Here is a 14,466-nt window from a genome sequence, read left to right as displayed (position 1 = left end):
TCACCACGGCCACCACCTGCGCCGCCGGGGCGGGCACTCCGCCCCGACCGCGTCGGGCGGCTGGCGCAGCCGGCCCCGTTCGACCCGGCCGACGATCCGGTACCGGGTCGCCGGGTCGATCTCCCGCGCCTGCACCCACATCGGCTCCGCACCCGGCTCCGCGCTGACCCGGACCAGGCCGGCGCGCTCGAGGGTGCGCAGGTGCCGGCGGATCGAAGCGGGCACGATCCCGGCGTCCGCCGCGAGCTGGTCGACCGTCCTCGGCGTGTCGACCGCGAGGTAGACCCACCAGACCCGGGGGCCCAGCCGCGGCAGGCCGCCGGTCACCGCTGAGCCTGCCTCAGCCCAGCAGCTCGTCGTACGCCGTCGGGCTGGAGTCGCGCAGGAAGCCCGCGCAGCGCTCCCACTCGTCGGTCTCGCCGATCGCGCGGGCGGCGAGGGCGAGCAGCGCGAGGGCGCGCAGGAAGCCGCGGTTGGGCTCGTGCTCCCACGGCACCGGGCCGTTGCCCTTCCAGCCGTTGCGGCGCAGCAGGTCGAGCGAGCGGTGGTAGCCGACCCGGGAGTAGGCGTAGACCGTCACCCAATCGACACCGGCGGCGCCGGCATCCAGCTGACTCCGTGCCTGCTCGGCGAACGCGGCCCAGGCCAGCGGCGAGGCGGGCAGGCGTCGTACGACGGCAGCGGGGGCCTGGCCCTCGGCGAGGAGGGCCTCGGCGGGGTCGACGGGCAGGTGCGTGGGCGGGGGGCCGGCCATCAGGTCGGCGCCGGGCGTGATGCTCATGTGAACATTCTCGCTCGACCGGGAAGCGTTGTCGGTGCCCGGGTGTTGACTGATGTCGTGACCCAGAGCGCACCCACCTCCCCGACGGCGAATCCGCCCGCCGCGACCGAGAGCAATCCGTGGCCGGCCCTGTGGGCCCTGGTCCTCGGCTTCTTCATGATCCTCGTCGACCTCACCATCGTCACGGTCGCGACGCCGACGATCATCGAGGACCTCGACGCGTCCGTGAACGACGTCGTCTGGGTCACCAGCGCCTACATGCTGGCCTACGCCGTGCCGGTGCTGATCATGGGCCGGCTCGGCGACCGGTTCGGCTCGAAGTACCTCTACCTCGCCGGGCTCACCGTCTTCACCCTCGCCTCCCTGTGGTGCGGCCTGACCACCACGGTCGAGGCACTGATCCTGGCCCGCGTCGTGCAGGGCCTCGGCGCCTCGATGATGACGCCGCAGACGATGGCGATCATCACCCGGATCTTCCCGCCCGCGAAGCGCGGCAGCGCGATGGCGGTCTGGGGCGCTACCGCCGGCGTGGCCATGGTGGTCGGCCCGATCCTCGGCGGCGTGCTCACCGACGGCCTCGGCTGGGAGTGGATCTTCTTCATCAACGTCCCCGTCGGCCTGGTCGCCTTCGCGATGGCGTGGCGCCTCGTTCCCGCGCTGCCCACCCACCCCCACAAGTTCGACTGGCTCGGCGTGGGCCTGTCGGGTGCGGCCATGTTCCTGCTCTGCTTCGGCATCCAGGAGGGCCACCAGATGGACTGGGCCGGGTGGATCATCGCGACGATCGTCGGCGGCGCGGTGCTGCTGGTCGCCTTCGTCGTCTGGCAGCGCCTCAACCGCGCCGAGCCGCTGGTTCCGCTCGACCTGTTCCGCGACCGCAACTTCTCGGTGTCCACCGTCGCGATCACCTGCATGGGCGCCATCGCCGCGTCCTTCGGCTTCCCGCTGATGCTCTACGCCCAGGCCGTGCGCGGCTACTCCCCCACCGGCGCCGCCCTCCTGATGCTGCCCATGGCGCTGATGTCGATCGTGCTCGCCCGCCTGGTCGGCCGCCTCTCCGACCAGCAGCATCCGCGACGAGTGCTCGGCTTCGGCTTCGCCGCCAGCCTGGTCGGCTTCCTGCTCCTGATGTGGCGCCTCGAGCCCGACGTCGCGATCTGGGAGCTGGCCGTCCCCATGGCCGTGATCGGCATCGGCAACGCCTTCATCTGGGCGCCCACCGCCACCACCGCCAACCGCAACCTGCCGATGCATCAGGCCGGTGCGGGCGCCGGGGTCTACAACGCCACCCGCCAGGTCGGCTCGGTGCTCGGCGCGGCCGCCATCGCCGTCCTCATGGACGCCCGGCTCGCCCACTTCCTCCCCGGCGCCGCCGCCCACGGAGAGGCCGGCGCCGCCCAGATCCCCGACCCTCACGTCGCCGAGCTGTTCAGCAAGGCCATGCAGCAGTCCCTGTGGCTGCCCGCCGCCATGTATCTCGTCGGCCTGATCGCCGTGATGTTCTACGAGAGGCCGCGGCACGAGGGCTTCGGGCACTGAGCTGCCACGAGGAGCGGGCGGCCGACATCGCCGGCCTGCCCAGCCGACGTACCCAGAATCGGGTTGGTGGTCGGCCCCGCCGCCGAGATGGTGCTGGAGCCGGTGCAGGAATCACCTCTTCAGAGGCGAAACTGTCGCTTCCTGCCCGTTGCAACGGGCAGGAAGCGAGACGATCACCTCTGAAGAGGTGATCCCGACGCCCCCGGATCCCTGGACGTGATCACGGTGCCACCTGAGGCGAACGCCGTCAGGACAGCACGAACCCGAACAGCGGACTGTCCGGCGGCACCTTCTGCACCCGCAGCCGCGACTCCTCCATCCGGGCCAGCAGGCCGGCGAGATCGTCGGGCGACTGCATCTCGATGCCGACCAGCGCGGGTCCGGTCTCCCGGTTGTTGCGCTTGGTGTACTCGAAGAGCGTGATGTCGTCGTCGGGCCCGAGCACCTCGTCGAGGAAGCGGCGCAGCGCGCCCGGCTCCTGCGGGAACTCGACCAGGAAGTAGTGCTTGAGCCCCTCGTGAACGAGCGCCCGCTCGACGATGTCGGCGTACCGGGAGACGTCGTTGTTGCCGCCCGAGACCACCACGACGACCCGGCCGCCGGGTGCCAGTCCCTCCAGACCACCGTCGGCCGGGGGCAGGCGGAGTGCGGCGGGGGCGAGCGCGCCGGCGGGCTCGGCGATGATGCCGTCGACCTGGTAGAGGTCGAGCATCTCGACGCAGATCAGCCCCTCGGGCACGGCGACGACCGACAGGTCGACGGAGGCACGGGCGGAGGCCACGGCACGGTAGGTGAGGTCGCCGACCCGGCGTACGGCGGCGCCGTCGACGAACGGGTCGACGGAGTCGAGCTCCACCGGGCCGCCGGCGGCGAGGGCGGCAGCGAGCGAGGCGGCGCCGCCGGGCTCGGCGGCCAGGACGCGGACCCCGGGCAGGCGCTCGGCGAGCACGGTGAGGGAGCCGGCGATCAGGCCGGCCCCGCCGACGGGAAGGACGAGCGCGTCGGGCTGCCAGCCCAGCTCGGCGGCCTGGGCGAGGATCTCGGCGGCGACGGTGCCCTGGCCGGCGACGATGCCCGGATGGTCGAAGGCGGGGACCGAGGTGGCGCCGGAGGCGGCGGCGAAGTCGGCGGCGGCGACGGCGGCGTCGTCGTACTGGTCGCCGGCGATAACGACCTCGACCTGGTTGCCGCCGAGGGCGGCGACCCGGTCCCGCTTCTGCCGCGGGGTGGTGCGGGGCAGGAAGATCGTGGCGTGGACGCCGGCCCGGGCGCACGCGAAGGCGACGCCCTGGGCGTGGTTGCCTGCACTCGCGCAGGTCACGCCCCGAGACCGCTCCTCCTCCGTCAGCCCGGCGAGCACGGTGTAGGCGCCGCGGGCCTTGTACGAGCGGACCGGGGTGAGGTCCTCGCGCTTGAGCCAGACGTCGTATCCGGTCAGCGCGGAGAGCCGGTCGGCCCGCTGCAGCGGGGTCGGCGCAATGACCGAGCCGAGCAGCCCGGCCGCCCGGTCGACGTCCGCGGCGTTCGGGAGAGCGGGATCTCGTGACGGTCGCTGCGCGACCTCCTCGATCTCCGGCACGTCAGCCGACGGACTTGCCGGCGGAGCGCAGGTTCTCGGCGGCCTCGACGACGCGGGCGGCCATGCCGGCCTCGGCGGCCTTGCCCCAGGCGCGCGGATCGTAGGCCTTCTTGTCGCCGACCTCGCCGTCGATCTTGAGCACACCGTCGTAGTTGCGGAGCATGTGGTCGGCGGCGGGGCGGGTGAAGGCGTACTGGGTGTCGGTGTCGACGTTCATCTTCACGACGCCGTAGTCGACCGCGGCGGCGATCTCCGCGGGCGTAGAGCCGGAGCCGCCGTGGAAGACGAGGTCGAACGGCCGGGCGTCGGCAGCCAGGCCGAGCTCGGCGACGACCGCGGCCTGTGCGTCGCGCAGGATCTCGGGGCGCAGCTTGACGTTGCCGGGCTTGTAGACGCCGTGGACGTTGCCGAAGGTCAGCGCCGTCAGGTAGCGGCCCTTCTCGCCGATGCCGAGCGCGCGCACCGTGGCCAGCGCGTCCTCAGCTGTCGTGTAGAGCTTCTCGTCGATCGCGCCGACGATGCCGTCCTCCTCGCCACCGACGACGCCGACCTCGATCTCGAGGATCACCTTGGCCGCCGCGGCCTTGGCGAGCAGCTCCTCGGCGATCTGAAGGTTCTCGTCCAGCGGTACGGCGGACCCGTCCCACATGTGCGACTGGAACAGCGGCGCCTCACCGCGGGCGACCCGCTCGGCCGAGAGGGCGAGCAGCGGGCGGACGAAGCCGTCGAGCTTGTCCTTGGGGCAGTGGTCGGTGTGCAGCGCGATGTTGACCGGGTAGTTCCTCGCGACCTCGACGGCGTACGCGGCGAAGGCCACCGAGCCGGTGACCATGTCCTTGACCGAGGGGCCGGACAGGTACTCCGCGCCGCCGGTCGACACCTGCAGGATGCCGTCGGAGCCGGCGTCCGCGAAGCCCTTGAGCGCCGCGTTGAGGGTCTGCGACGACGTGACGTTGATGGCCGGGAAGGCGAACGAGCCGGCCTTCGCGGCGTCGAGCATCTCGGCGTACTTCTCAGGGGTGGCGATGGGCATGCGATTGGCTCCTGCGCGGGGTGCGGTGACGTCCGCCTCAACCTACCGCGTCCGCGACCTGCTCATCCCCGCCAGGCCTCGTCGCTGTCGAGGTCGGCGTGCTGGCGCACCCAGGAGTGCATCGCGATCGCCGCCGCGGCGGACGCGTTGATCGACCGGGTGGACCCGAACTGGGCGATGGAGAAGGTGCCGTCGCAGGCCTCGCGCGCGGCGTCCGAGAGCCCCGGCCCCTCCTGCCCGAACAGGAAGCAGACCCGCTCGGGGAGCTCCATCGTCTCCAGATGGGCGGAGCCCGGGAGGTTGTCGATGCCGAGCAGCGGCACGCCGGTCTCGGCGAGGTGGGCGCGAAGATCGGCGACGCTCGGGTGGTGGCGCACGTGCTGGTAGCGGTCGGTGACCATGGCGCCGCGCCGGTTCCAACGGCGGTTGCCGACGATATGGACCTCGGCGGCGAGGAAGGCGTTGGCGGAGCGGACGATGGTGCCGATGTTGAAGTCGTGCTGCCAGTTCTCGATGGCGACGTGGAAGCCGTGGCGGCGCCGGTCGAGGTCGGCGACGATCGCCTCGACGGACCAGTACCGGTACCGGTCGACGACGTTGCGCCGGTCGCCGTCGCGGAGCAGCGCCTCGTCGTACGCCTCGCTCCCGGGGCCCTGCGGCCACGCCCCGGGCCAGGGGCCGACCCCGACCTCGGGCGGACCGTGGGGCATCGGGTCGTACGGCGCGCGCTCCTCCCCATCCACGAACCCGACCCTATCGACCACCCTGCTGGGTCCCGACAGGTAGCGTGACCGCGTGAACTCGCTGGTGGCGACCCCGTTCGTCGTACCGATGCTGCTGGGCATCAAGTGGCTGGATCCCGAGTGGCTGCAGCACGAGTACGGCACCACGTTCATCTGGATCGCCATCGCGATCGTCTTCATCGAGTGCGGCCTCTTCTTCCCGTTCCTGCCCGGTGACACCCTGCTGTTCGCGCTCGGGCTGTTCATCGCCGGCAGCAACAAGACGGGGTACTCCGTCGTCGGGATCTCCAACGAGCCCGTCGAGCTGGTCATCGCCTGCGTCCTGCTCATCGTCGCGGCCTTCGCCGGCAACGTCGCGGGCTACGAGATCGGGCGCAAGCTCGGGCCGCCGCTCTACGAGCGCGAGGGCCGGGTCCTGAAGAAGAAGTACTTCGACAACACCAGCGCGTTCTTCGACAAGCACGGCAACAAGGCGCTGGTCATCGGCCGGTTCGTGCCGTTCGTGCGCACCTACATCACCGTCGTCGCCGGCGTCACCATGATGGAGCGGCGCCGCTTCTTCACCTGGAGCGCGATCGGCGCCGTGCTGTGGGTCGTCTCGATCACGCTGCTCGGCTACTTCCTCGGCGCCGCGATCCCCGCGCTCGGCGAGAACATCGACTACGTCACCCTCGCCATCCTCGCCTTCTCCGCCGTCCCGGTCGCCTGGGAGTGGTGGCGACACAAGCGGCCCAGCGCCAAGCGTCGCGCCAGCACGGTCGAGGTCGACTCGCCCGTCGAGTGAGCTGCGGTCACGGCGGTCCGGTCACCGTCGCCGGGTCGTCGCCGTACGTTGGTGGTCAGTGTCGGTGGTCGGCGCGATGATTTCCGGACCGGCCGCCGGTCCATCCCGGCGTCCACCCCAACCACCCCGGGAGCAACCATGGCGATCAACCTCAACCCCTACGTCAACTGGCGCGGCCAGGCCCGCGAGGCGATGGAGTTCTACCAGTCCGTCCTCGGCGGCGAGCTCAACGTGATGACCTTCGCCGACATGGGCGGCACCGCCATGGGCGTCGCCGAGGCCGAGGTCGACTGGGTGATGCACGCGGCCCTCTCCGTGTCCCCCTCGGTCCTGCTCATGGGCGCCGACCACCCCAGCCACGTCCCCGGCGAGCCGCAGACCCAGCAGGTCAGCATCAGCGGGCCCGCCGAGGACGAGGCCACCCTGCGCGCCTGGTGGGACGGCCTCTCCGACGGCGCCACCATCCACCAGCCGCTCGAGAAGGCGCCGTGGGGCGACAGCTTCGGCATGCTGCAGGACAAGTACGGCGTCGACTGGCTGATCAACATCGCTGCGTGATTTGGCGGTGTGATTTTGGCGCTCGCTTCGCTCGCGCATGTCGGGCGCCCTTTTAGCGCGTGGTCTTCCCTCGCTGCGCTCGCTCGTTCCTCGCTCGCTTCGCTCAGTCCAGACCACGCGGGGCGCCCGACGACATTCAGCGGCATGACGCTCGGCGGTGCATGACGTTCAGCTGAGCCCGTCGCGCGCGCCGCGTTGCCTGGACGTAGCGGAGCGAGGAACGAGCGGAGCGGAGGAAGGCAACGCGCAAAAGCGCGCGCGACATGCGCGAGCGAAGCGAGCGCCAAACAAGCACCGTGATCCGTTCCCGCAGCACATCCGCCGAAGCACCCGAGTCGGACCCATCGGCCATGATGAACGCACCATGCCCCGCTGGAACCTCCAGGCCGTCGAGAAGGCCGCCCCGGACGCCTCGTCCCTGAGCGCCGCCCGCAAGCTCGCGGTCCCCGGCCCCTGGTCCGAGACGGGCAGCACGGACGCCCTCGTGTGGGGCAGGTGCCAGGGCAGCGGCAGGACGCCGTACCAGGTGTCGATCGACCTCGCCGGACCGGCGTACCGGTGCAGCTGCCCGAGCCGGAAGTTCCCCTGCAAGCATGCGCTGGCGCTGCTGCTCCTGTGGGTGCGCTCGGACGGGGCGGTGGCGGAGGCGGCCGAGCCGGCCGGGTTCGCGGGCGACTGGGCCGCGATCCGGGCGAGCCGAGCCGCGGAGGCCGTGAAGGCGACGAAGCCGGTCGACCCCGAGGCCCGGGCGAAGCGGGTCGAGGAGCGGCGGGCGACCATGTCGGCGGCGCTCGAGGACTTCGCGCAGTGGCTGGCCGACCTCGCCCGCAGCGGTACGGCGACCACGCGCCGCCAGCCGTGGACCTGGTGGGACACGGCGGCCGCGCGTCTGGTCGACGGCCAGGTGCCGGGCCTGGCGGAGCGGCTGCGCGACATGGGGGCGGCGGTGGGCAGCCGTGAGGACTGGGCCGTGTACCTGCTGGCCGAGGCGGGCCGGTGGTGGCTGGCGGTGCAGGCGTGGCGGCGCTGGGACGAGCTGGCGCCGGAGACCCAGGGCGACCTGCGCACCTACCTCGGCTGGTCATGGGGCACCGACGACCTCGCCGCGCCGGAGCCCACCCAGGGCTGGCAGGTGCTGGGGGCGCACCGCGACGAGAGCGGGCGGCTCAAGGAGCAGCGGACCTGGCTGCGCTCGGTCGCGACCGGCGAGCTGGTGCTGGTGCTCGACTTCGCGGGCGGCCCGCAGCCGCTGCCGGTGCCCCAGCTCGACGGCAGCATCCTCGACGTCCCGCTCGTCCGCTACCCCTGCTCGGCACCGGCCCGTGCCCGGTTCGCGGGCACCCCCGCGCCGCTCTCCCTCGACACCCCGCTGCCCACCGGCGGCTCGCTCGCCGACGCCCGGGCGGCGCTGACCGGGCTGTGGCAGCGCAACCCGTGGGCGGTCCGAGTGCCGACGGTGGTGCGGGGCCGCCTGGTCCCGCCACGCGACGGCGCGCCGGCCCGCCTCGTCGACGAGTCCGGCGACACGGTCGACGTACTCGGCCCGGACCCGTGGGACGCGCTGGCCGCGACGGGCGGTGCGGTGAGCGACGTGTTCGGGGAGCTCGAGGAGCGTGGCCTGCGCCCGCTCAGCCTGTTGGAGGTCGACGGGTGAGCGCCCCCACCTGGTGGCAGCAGACCACCGCGGCCGCGCTGCTCGGCACCGAGCGCCGCGAGCCGCCTGCGCTCCCTCCGGACCTCGGCATCGCCGAGCGCCCCGATCACACACCCGAGACGGCGCTGCTCGACGCGGCCGCGGTCGGCGGCGCCCTGCTCCGCGCCGACCTGCCCGCCCGTATCACCGGCGAGCTGCCCAGCCCCGCACCACCCGACCCCACCCCGGTCGCGCCACCGACGGCCGTCCAGCTGCTCGGCCTGCTCCTCGACCAGTCGCCGGTGGCCGCCCGGCTGCGTCCGCTGGCGCTCGAGCGCTGGCTGGGCGTCGCCGCCGACCGCGGCGTCCGGGTTCCGGCGCGCGTCCTGCCCCGGCTGCTCGCGCTGGCCACCCAGCAGCCGGATCTGCGTCCCACCGCCAGGCTCGCGATCGGCGAGCGCGGCCGCTGGCTGGCCGGACTGCGGTCCGACTGGGCCTGGGCGCTCGGGGCGGACCCGGCTCCCGCCGTACCCCCGGTCCTCGACCCCGACCTGCTCGAGGCGGCCCTCGACGATCGCTCCGCCAAGGTACGACGCCAGGCCGTCGCCCTCCTCGACGCGGCGCCGGACTCGGCCCGGGCCGCCCGGATGGCCGCCCGGCTGCGCCCGCTCCTGACGCCGAGCGGCCGGCTCCGGCGGAGTCTCGAGATCGCGCTGCCGACCGAGCCCGATGCGGCAGGGGTCCGCGACGGATTGACCAGCACTCGCGGCGGCTCGCAGCGGGAGCGGTGGCTGGAGCTGATCAGCGCCGGGGCCCCGCTCTCGGTGTGGACCGACGCGACCGGCAAGGACCCTGCCCACACCTGGCCGCTGATCACCCGGCCGGCCGCGCGGGCCGGCGTCCTGCGGGCCATCCGGGCGCGCGGCGACGTCGCCTGGGCCACCGCCGCGGTCGCCGACAGCCCGGACCTGCTGGCCCTCCTGCCGGTCGCCGACCAGGACCCGGCCGCGCTCCGGCTGCTGCGGGCCACCACGACTCCGGCCGGTGTCGCGGCGGTGGTCCACCACGTCGCGCCGCCGTGGAGTCCGGCGGTGAGCGCCGGCGTCGTCGACGTGCTGCGCCATACCGCGCCGGCCGCCGGCTCGGCCTCGGTGGGCCTGGTCGCCCTCGCCGCCGGCCTGCACCCCTCGGTCCGGCCCGCGGTGTCGACGTGGGCCCGCTCCGAGCACCGCTGGGGCTCGCTGCCCGCCGACCTCGACCAGTACCTCTCCTTCCTGCCCGCGATCACGGAGGCCTTCCGATGAACCTCACCGACCCGACCCACGGGGTGCTGCGCCGGCACGCCGAGGACGAGTACGCCCACGAGCTCGCCGCGCTGGTCGCCGCCGACGACCGGCCCCGGCCGCCGCAGTGGCGGCTGTCTCCGTGGGCGGTGACGACCTACCTCCTGGGCGGGCGGCTCGACGACGGCACCGAGATCAGCCCCAAGTACGTCGGCGCGCGGCGCCTGATGGAGATCGCCGTCGCCTCCCTGGCCACCGACCGCGCGCTGCTGCTGCTCGGCGTGCCCGGCACCGCCAAGTCCTGGGTCAGCGAGCATCTCGCGGCCGCGATCAGCGGCAGCTCGAGGCTGGTGGTGCAGGGCACGGCCGGGACTCCGGAGGAGTCGCTGCGCTTCGGCTGGAACTATGCGCGGCTGCTCGCCGAGGGACCTCCCGCGAGGCGCTGGTGCCGAGCCCGGTCATGCGGGCGATGGAGACGGGCGCGCTGGTCCGCGTCGAGGAGCTGACCCGGATCCCGGCCGACGTCCAGGACGCGCTGATCTCGATCCTCTCCGAGAAGACGCTGCCGGTCCCGGAGCTCGACGACGAGGTGCAGGCCCGGCTCGGGTTCAACGTCATCGCCACCGCCAACAACCGCGACAAGGGCGTCAACGAGCTCTCCTCGGCGCTCAAGCGCCGGTTCAACACCCTGGTCCTGCCGCTGCCCGACAGCCTCGACGAGGAGGTCGAGATCGTCCGGACCCGGGTGACCTCGATCGGTCGCGGTCTGGCCCTGCCCGACGAGCTCGCGGCCACCCCGGAGATCGAACGGGTGGTGACCATCTTCCGCGAGCTGCGCGGCGGGATGACCCTCAACCAGCGCACCACCGTGAAGTCCCCGTCGAGCACGCTGTCCACCGCCGAGGCGATCTCGGTGATGACCAACGGCGTCGCGCTGGCCGCGCACTTCGGCGACGGCGTGGTCCGGGCCGACGACCTCGCCGCCAGCATCACCGGCGCGGTGGTCAAGGACCCGGTACAGGACTCCATCGTGTGGCAGGAGTACCTCGAGACCGTCGTCAAGGACCGCCCCGAGTGGGCCGACCTGTACCGCGCCTGTCGGGAGCTGACCTGAGCACCAAGCCCCGGGTCGAGGTGCTCGGCATCCGCCACCACGGCCCCGGCTCGGCGCGCTCGGTCACCGGCGCGCTCGACGAGCTCGCGCCGGATGCCGTGGTGATCGAGGGGCCTCCGGAGCTGGACCGGCTGACGTCGTACGTCGGCGCCGGCCTGGTGCCGCCCGTGGCCGGTCTCGCGTACGTCACCGCCGAGCCCTGGCGGGCCGCGTTCTACCCGATGGCGGCCTTCTCCCCCGAGTGGGTGGCGTTGACCTGGGCGGTCGAGCACGGCGTCCCTGTCCGGTTCGCCGACCTGCCCGCCGCCAACGCCCTCGCCCCTGCCGAGGATCCCGACGAGAAGCCCACCGAGCGCGTCGATCCGATCGCCCTGCTCGCCACGACCGCCGGGTACGACGACCCCGAGCGCTGGTGGGAGGACGCGGTCGAGCATCGCGCGGAGTCGTCCCTGGAGCGGTTCGCGCTGCTGCGCGAGGCGATGGCCGAGGCCCGTGCGGCCGGACCGGTGAGCGACGACAACCTGCGCCGCGAGGCGGCGATGCGCAAGGTGCTGCGCACGACGCTCAAGGGGCGGCCCGAGCGCGTCGCGGTCGTCTGCGGCGCCTACCACGCGCCCGTCCTCGACCCCGCGGGCTTCCCGGCCCAGAGCGCCGACAACAGGCTGCTCGCCGGGCTGGCGAAGGTGAAGGTGACCGCGACCTGGGCGCCGTGGACGGCGGGGCGCCTGGCCTACGCCAGCGGGTACGGCGCCGGCGTGACCTCGCCCGGCTGGTACCAGCACCTGTTCGCCTGCTGGGCCGCGGACCGGCCCGGCGACGTCGTCCCGGGCTGGCTGACCCGGGTGGCCCGGGCGCTGCGCGAGGACGGCCTCGACGCGGCGCCGGCGACGGTGGTGGAGGCGGTGCGGATGGCCGAGGCGCTGGCCGCCGTACGCGGGCGCTCGTCGGCGGGCCTCGACGAGCTGATGGACGCCAGCCAGACGGTGCTCTGCGGCGGCTCGGCGGTGCCGCTGGGTCTCGTGCAGCGGCGGCTGGTGATCGGCGAGGAGCTCGGCCGGGTGCCCGACGAGGTGCCGCTGGTCCCGCTCGCCGAGGACCTGGCCCGCAGCCAGCGCCGGCTCCGGCTCCGGCCGTCGCCGACGCCGACCACGATCGCCCTCGACCTGCGCAAGGACGCGCAACTGGAGCGCTCCCGGCTGCTCCACCGGCTCGCGCTCCTCGGCGTCCCGTGGGGCACCCCTGGCGACGCCGGCCGCACGACCGGCACCTTCAAGGAGGCCTGGGACCTCGAGTGGCAGCCGGAGTTCGCGGTGGCCCTGGTCGAGGCCGGGCTGCTCGGCACGACCGTGCTCGGCGCCGCGGAGACCCGGGTGCGGGAGGCGGCGGCCGCCGCGACCGACCTGGCCACGCTCGGCCGGCTGGTCGAGTCCGCGCTGGTCGCCGACCTCCCCCGCGCCCTCGCCACGGTGGTCGACGCGCTCGCCCCCGCCACCGCCCACCAGCATGACACCCGCGCCCTGCTCGACGCGGTCGAGCCGCTGGCGCGCACCCAGCGGTACGGCGACGTCCGGCGCGCCGACCTGGGCCGGGTCCGCGAGGTCCTCGACACCGTCGTGGTGCGCGCGGCGGTCGAGCTGCGCGCGGCGTGCAGCGGGCTCGACGACGACGCGGCCGCCGCGCTGCGCGGCTCGATCGACAGCGCCCAGCGCGGGATCGCCCTGGTCGGCGCCGGCGCCGACCGATGGCGCGAGGCGCTGGCCGGCGTGGCCGCCGACGACCGGATGCACGGCTCGGTCGCCGGCCGGGTCAACCGGATCCTGCTCGACGGCGGGCACCTCGCGGCCGAGCGGGCCGCCGAGCGGCTCAGCCGCCAGCTCTCCGTCGGCGCCTCCCCCGTCCACGCGGCGGCCTGGCTCGACGGCTTCCTCGAGGGCGAGTCGGTGCTCCTGCTCCACGACCCGACCCTGCTCGCGATGGTGGACGAGTGGGTCGGCCGGGTCGACGAGTCCGTCTTCGAGGACCTGCTGCCGCTGCTGCGCCGTACCTTCTCCCGGTTCCCGCCCGCCGAGCGCCGCCAGGTCGCCACCCGGGTCCGCAACCTCGACCGCGACCACACCGACGTCGTCCCCGACCTCGACCTGGTCGCCGGCCGCGACGCCGCCCGCCGCGTGGCCTCGCTGCTCGGCCTGGAGGTGAGCCCATGACCGAGCCCCGCGACCGGCCGACCCGCTGGCGCCTGGTCCTCGGCGGTGACGACGCCGATCCCGACGACGTCCAGCTGTCGGCGGAGGACCTGGTCCGCGACCGCGCCCTCGCCCAGCTGTACGACGGCAGCGGCGCCGGCCCCGGTCGTCCCGGCGGCCCGCGGCGCGGCGGGCTGGGCCGCTCGGCGCCCGGCGTGAACCGCTGGCTCGGCGACATCCGCACCTACTTCCCGTCGTCGGTGGTGCAGGTCATGCAGGCCGACGCGATGGACCGGCTCGGCCTCCACGAGCTGCTGCTCGAGCCCGAGACGATGGCAGCGGTGCAGCCCGACCTCGACCTGGTGACCACCCTGGTCGGCCTCAACCGGGTGATCCCCGAGCACAGCCGCACCACCGCCCGCGCCGTGGTCCGCGCCGTCACCGACCAGCTCGAGGAGCGGCTCCGCAGCCGCACCGTGCAGGCGATCACCGGCGCCGTCGACCGGGCCGCCCGTACCCGCCGCCCCCGGCACCACGAGATCGACTGGCGGCGCACCATCGCCGCCAACCTCAGGCACTACCTGCCCGAGTACGGCACCGTCGTGCCGGAGCGGCTCTACGGCCACGCCCGCCGCAGCCGCCAGACCCAGCGCCACATCATCCTCTGCATCGACCAGTCCGGATCGATGGCCGAGTCCGTCGTCCACTCGAGTGTCTTCGGCGCCGTCCTCGCCTCGCTGCGCGCGGTGTCGACCCGGCTGGTCGCCTTCGACACCGAGGTCGTCGACCTCACCGACGAGATCGAGGACCCGGTCGACGTCCTCTTCGGCGTCCAGCTCGGCGGCGGCACCGACATCAACCGCGCCCTCGCCTACTGCCAGTCGCTCATCGAGCGGCCCGAGGAGACGGTCCTGGTGCTGATCAGCGACCTCTACGAGGGCGGCATCGCCGAGGAGATGCTGCGCCGGGCCCACGCGATCACGTCCTCAGGCGCGGTCATGATCGCGCTGCTGGCGCTGAGCGACTCCGGGGCGCCGTCGTACGACGCCACCCACGCCGCCGCGCTGGCCGCGATCGGCGTCCCCGCCTTCGCATGCACGCCCGACCAGTTCCCCGATCTGATGGCCGCCGCCATCGAGAGGCGCGACCTCGCGCAGTGGGCGGCGGCCAACGACATCGTGATCGCCAGCGCCGTCCCGGAGGAGGACTAGGAGCAGTCCCGTCGGGCCGAAGCGA

The 14,466-nt window shown here is 73.7% G+C and carries 14 protein-coding genes; 9 read left to right on the top strand and 5 right to left on the bottom strand.

The genetic code is table 11. The features are described from left to right. Both ACUP6Y_RS03635 and ACUP6Y_RS03630 read right to left on the bottom strand, forming a co-directional pair. On the bottom strand, window positions 1–327 hold the full coding sequence (locus ACUP6Y_RS03635; RefSeq protein WP_462554261.1) for a winged helix-turn-helix domain-containing protein: 327 nt from the start codon (window positions 325–327) through the stop codon (window positions 1–3). Window positions 328–340: 13 nt separating this feature from the next. After that, window positions 341–781, bottom strand: coding sequence for a DUF3151 domain-containing protein (locus ACUP6Y_RS03630; RefSeq protein WP_462554260.1), 441 nt, complete (start codon window positions 779–781; stop codon window positions 341–343). Between the two features lie 57 nt (window positions 782–838). Here ACUP6Y_RS03630 and ACUP6Y_RS03625 point away from each other — a divergent pair, with 57 nt between their 5' ends. Next, window positions 839–2,320 carry a DHA2 family efflux MFS transporter permease subunit gene (locus ACUP6Y_RS03625; RefSeq protein ID WP_462554259.1) on the top strand — a complete coding sequence of 494 codons (1,482 nt, stop codon included), beginning with the start codon at window positions 839–841 and terminating at the stop codon, window positions 2,318–2,320. Window positions 2,321–2,567: 247 nt separating this feature from the next. On the opposite strand, the gene ilvA is transcribed toward ACUP6Y_RS03625, so the two are convergent. The 3 genes from ilvA to ACUP6Y_RS03610 form a co-directional block, all read right to left on the bottom strand. Next, window positions 2,568–3,899: a threonine ammonia-lyase IlvA gene (ilvA, locus tag ACUP6Y_RS03620; RefSeq protein WP_462554258.1), complete on the bottom strand. Its 1,332-nt coding sequence runs from the start codon at window positions 3,897–3,899 to the stop codon at window positions 2,568–2,570. Between the two features lies 1 nt (window position 3,900). Continuing rightward, a complete protein-coding gene (gene fbaA, locus ACUP6Y_RS03615; protein ID WP_462554257.1) occupies window positions 3,901–4,932 on the bottom strand; it encodes a class II fructose-bisphosphate aldolase in 1,032 nt (343 codons plus the stop codon). A 62-nt stretch (window positions 4,933–4,994) separates the two neighbouring features. Beyond that, the gene (locus tag ACUP6Y_RS03610; protein WP_462556606.1) at window positions 4,995–5,642 is read right to left on the bottom strand and encodes a TrmH family RNA methyltransferase; all 648 of its coding nucleotides are present in this window, start codon (window positions 5,640–5,642) and stop codon (window positions 4,995–4,997) included. 85 nt (window positions 5,643–5,727) lie between these two features. On the opposite strand from ACUP6Y_RS03610, the gene ACUP6Y_RS03605 reads away from it, so the two are divergent. The 8 genes from ACUP6Y_RS03605 (at window position 5,728) to ACUP6Y_RS03570 (ending at window position 14,441) form a co-directional block, all read left to right on the top strand. Further along, window positions 5,728–6,459, top strand: a complete 732-nt coding sequence (locus tag ACUP6Y_RS03605) for a DedA family protein (RefSeq protein ID WP_462554256.1) — start codon at window positions 5,728–5,730, stop codon at window positions 6,457–6,459. Between the two features lie 138 nt (window positions 6,460–6,597). After that, window positions 6,598–7,017: a VOC family protein gene (locus ACUP6Y_RS03600; protein WP_462554255.1), complete on the top strand. Its 420-nt coding sequence runs from the start codon at window positions 6,598–6,600 to the stop codon at window positions 7,015–7,017. A 364-nt stretch (window positions 7,018–7,381) separates the two neighbouring features. Then, window positions 7,382–8,671 carry an SWIM zinc finger family protein gene (locus ACUP6Y_RS03595; RefSeq protein ID WP_462554254.1) on the top strand — a complete coding sequence of 430 codons (1,290 nt, stop codon included), beginning with the start codon at window positions 7,382–7,384 and terminating at the stop codon, window positions 8,669–8,671. Continuing rightward, on the top strand, window positions 8,668–9,954 hold the full coding sequence (locus tag ACUP6Y_RS03590) for a DUF5691 domain-containing protein (RefSeq protein ID WP_462554253.1): 1,287 nt from the start codon (window positions 8,668–8,670) through the stop codon (window positions 9,952–9,954). The genes ACUP6Y_RS03595 and ACUP6Y_RS03590 overlap by 4 nt, the downstream gene beginning before the upstream one ends. Continuing rightward, window positions 9,951–10,439, top strand: a complete 489-nt coding sequence (locus ACUP6Y_RS03585) for an AAA family ATPase (RefSeq protein ID WP_462554252.1) — start codon at window positions 9,951–9,953, stop codon at window positions 10,437–10,439. The genes ACUP6Y_RS03590 and ACUP6Y_RS03585 overlap by 4 nt, the downstream gene beginning before the upstream one ends. Further along, window positions 10,379–11,047, top strand: a complete 669-nt coding sequence (locus ACUP6Y_RS03580) for an AAA family ATPase (RefSeq protein WP_462554251.1) — start codon at window positions 10,379–10,381, stop codon at window positions 11,045–11,047. The genes ACUP6Y_RS03585 and ACUP6Y_RS03580 overlap by 61 nt, the downstream gene beginning before the upstream one ends. Further along, window positions 11,008–13,251 carry a DUF5682 family protein gene (locus tag ACUP6Y_RS03575; protein WP_462554250.1) on the top strand — a complete coding sequence of 748 codons (2,244 nt, stop codon included), beginning with the start codon at window positions 11,008–11,010 and terminating at the stop codon, window positions 13,249–13,251. Before ACUP6Y_RS03580 ends, ACUP6Y_RS03575 begins: the two co-directional genes overlap by 40 nt. Next, window positions 13,248–14,441, top strand: coding sequence for a vWA domain-containing protein (locus ACUP6Y_RS03570; RefSeq protein WP_462554249.1), 1,194 nt, complete (start codon window positions 13,248–13,250; stop codon window positions 14,439–14,441). The genes ACUP6Y_RS03575 and ACUP6Y_RS03570 overlap by 4 nt, the downstream gene beginning before the upstream one ends. Window positions 14,442–14,466: the final 25 nt, after the last annotated feature.

The organism is Nocardioides sp. S5-5 (genome assembly GCF_054954065.1).
Note: the sequence above shows the minus strand (reverse complement) of the source record. Positions and strands in the feature narration are given on the sequence as shown.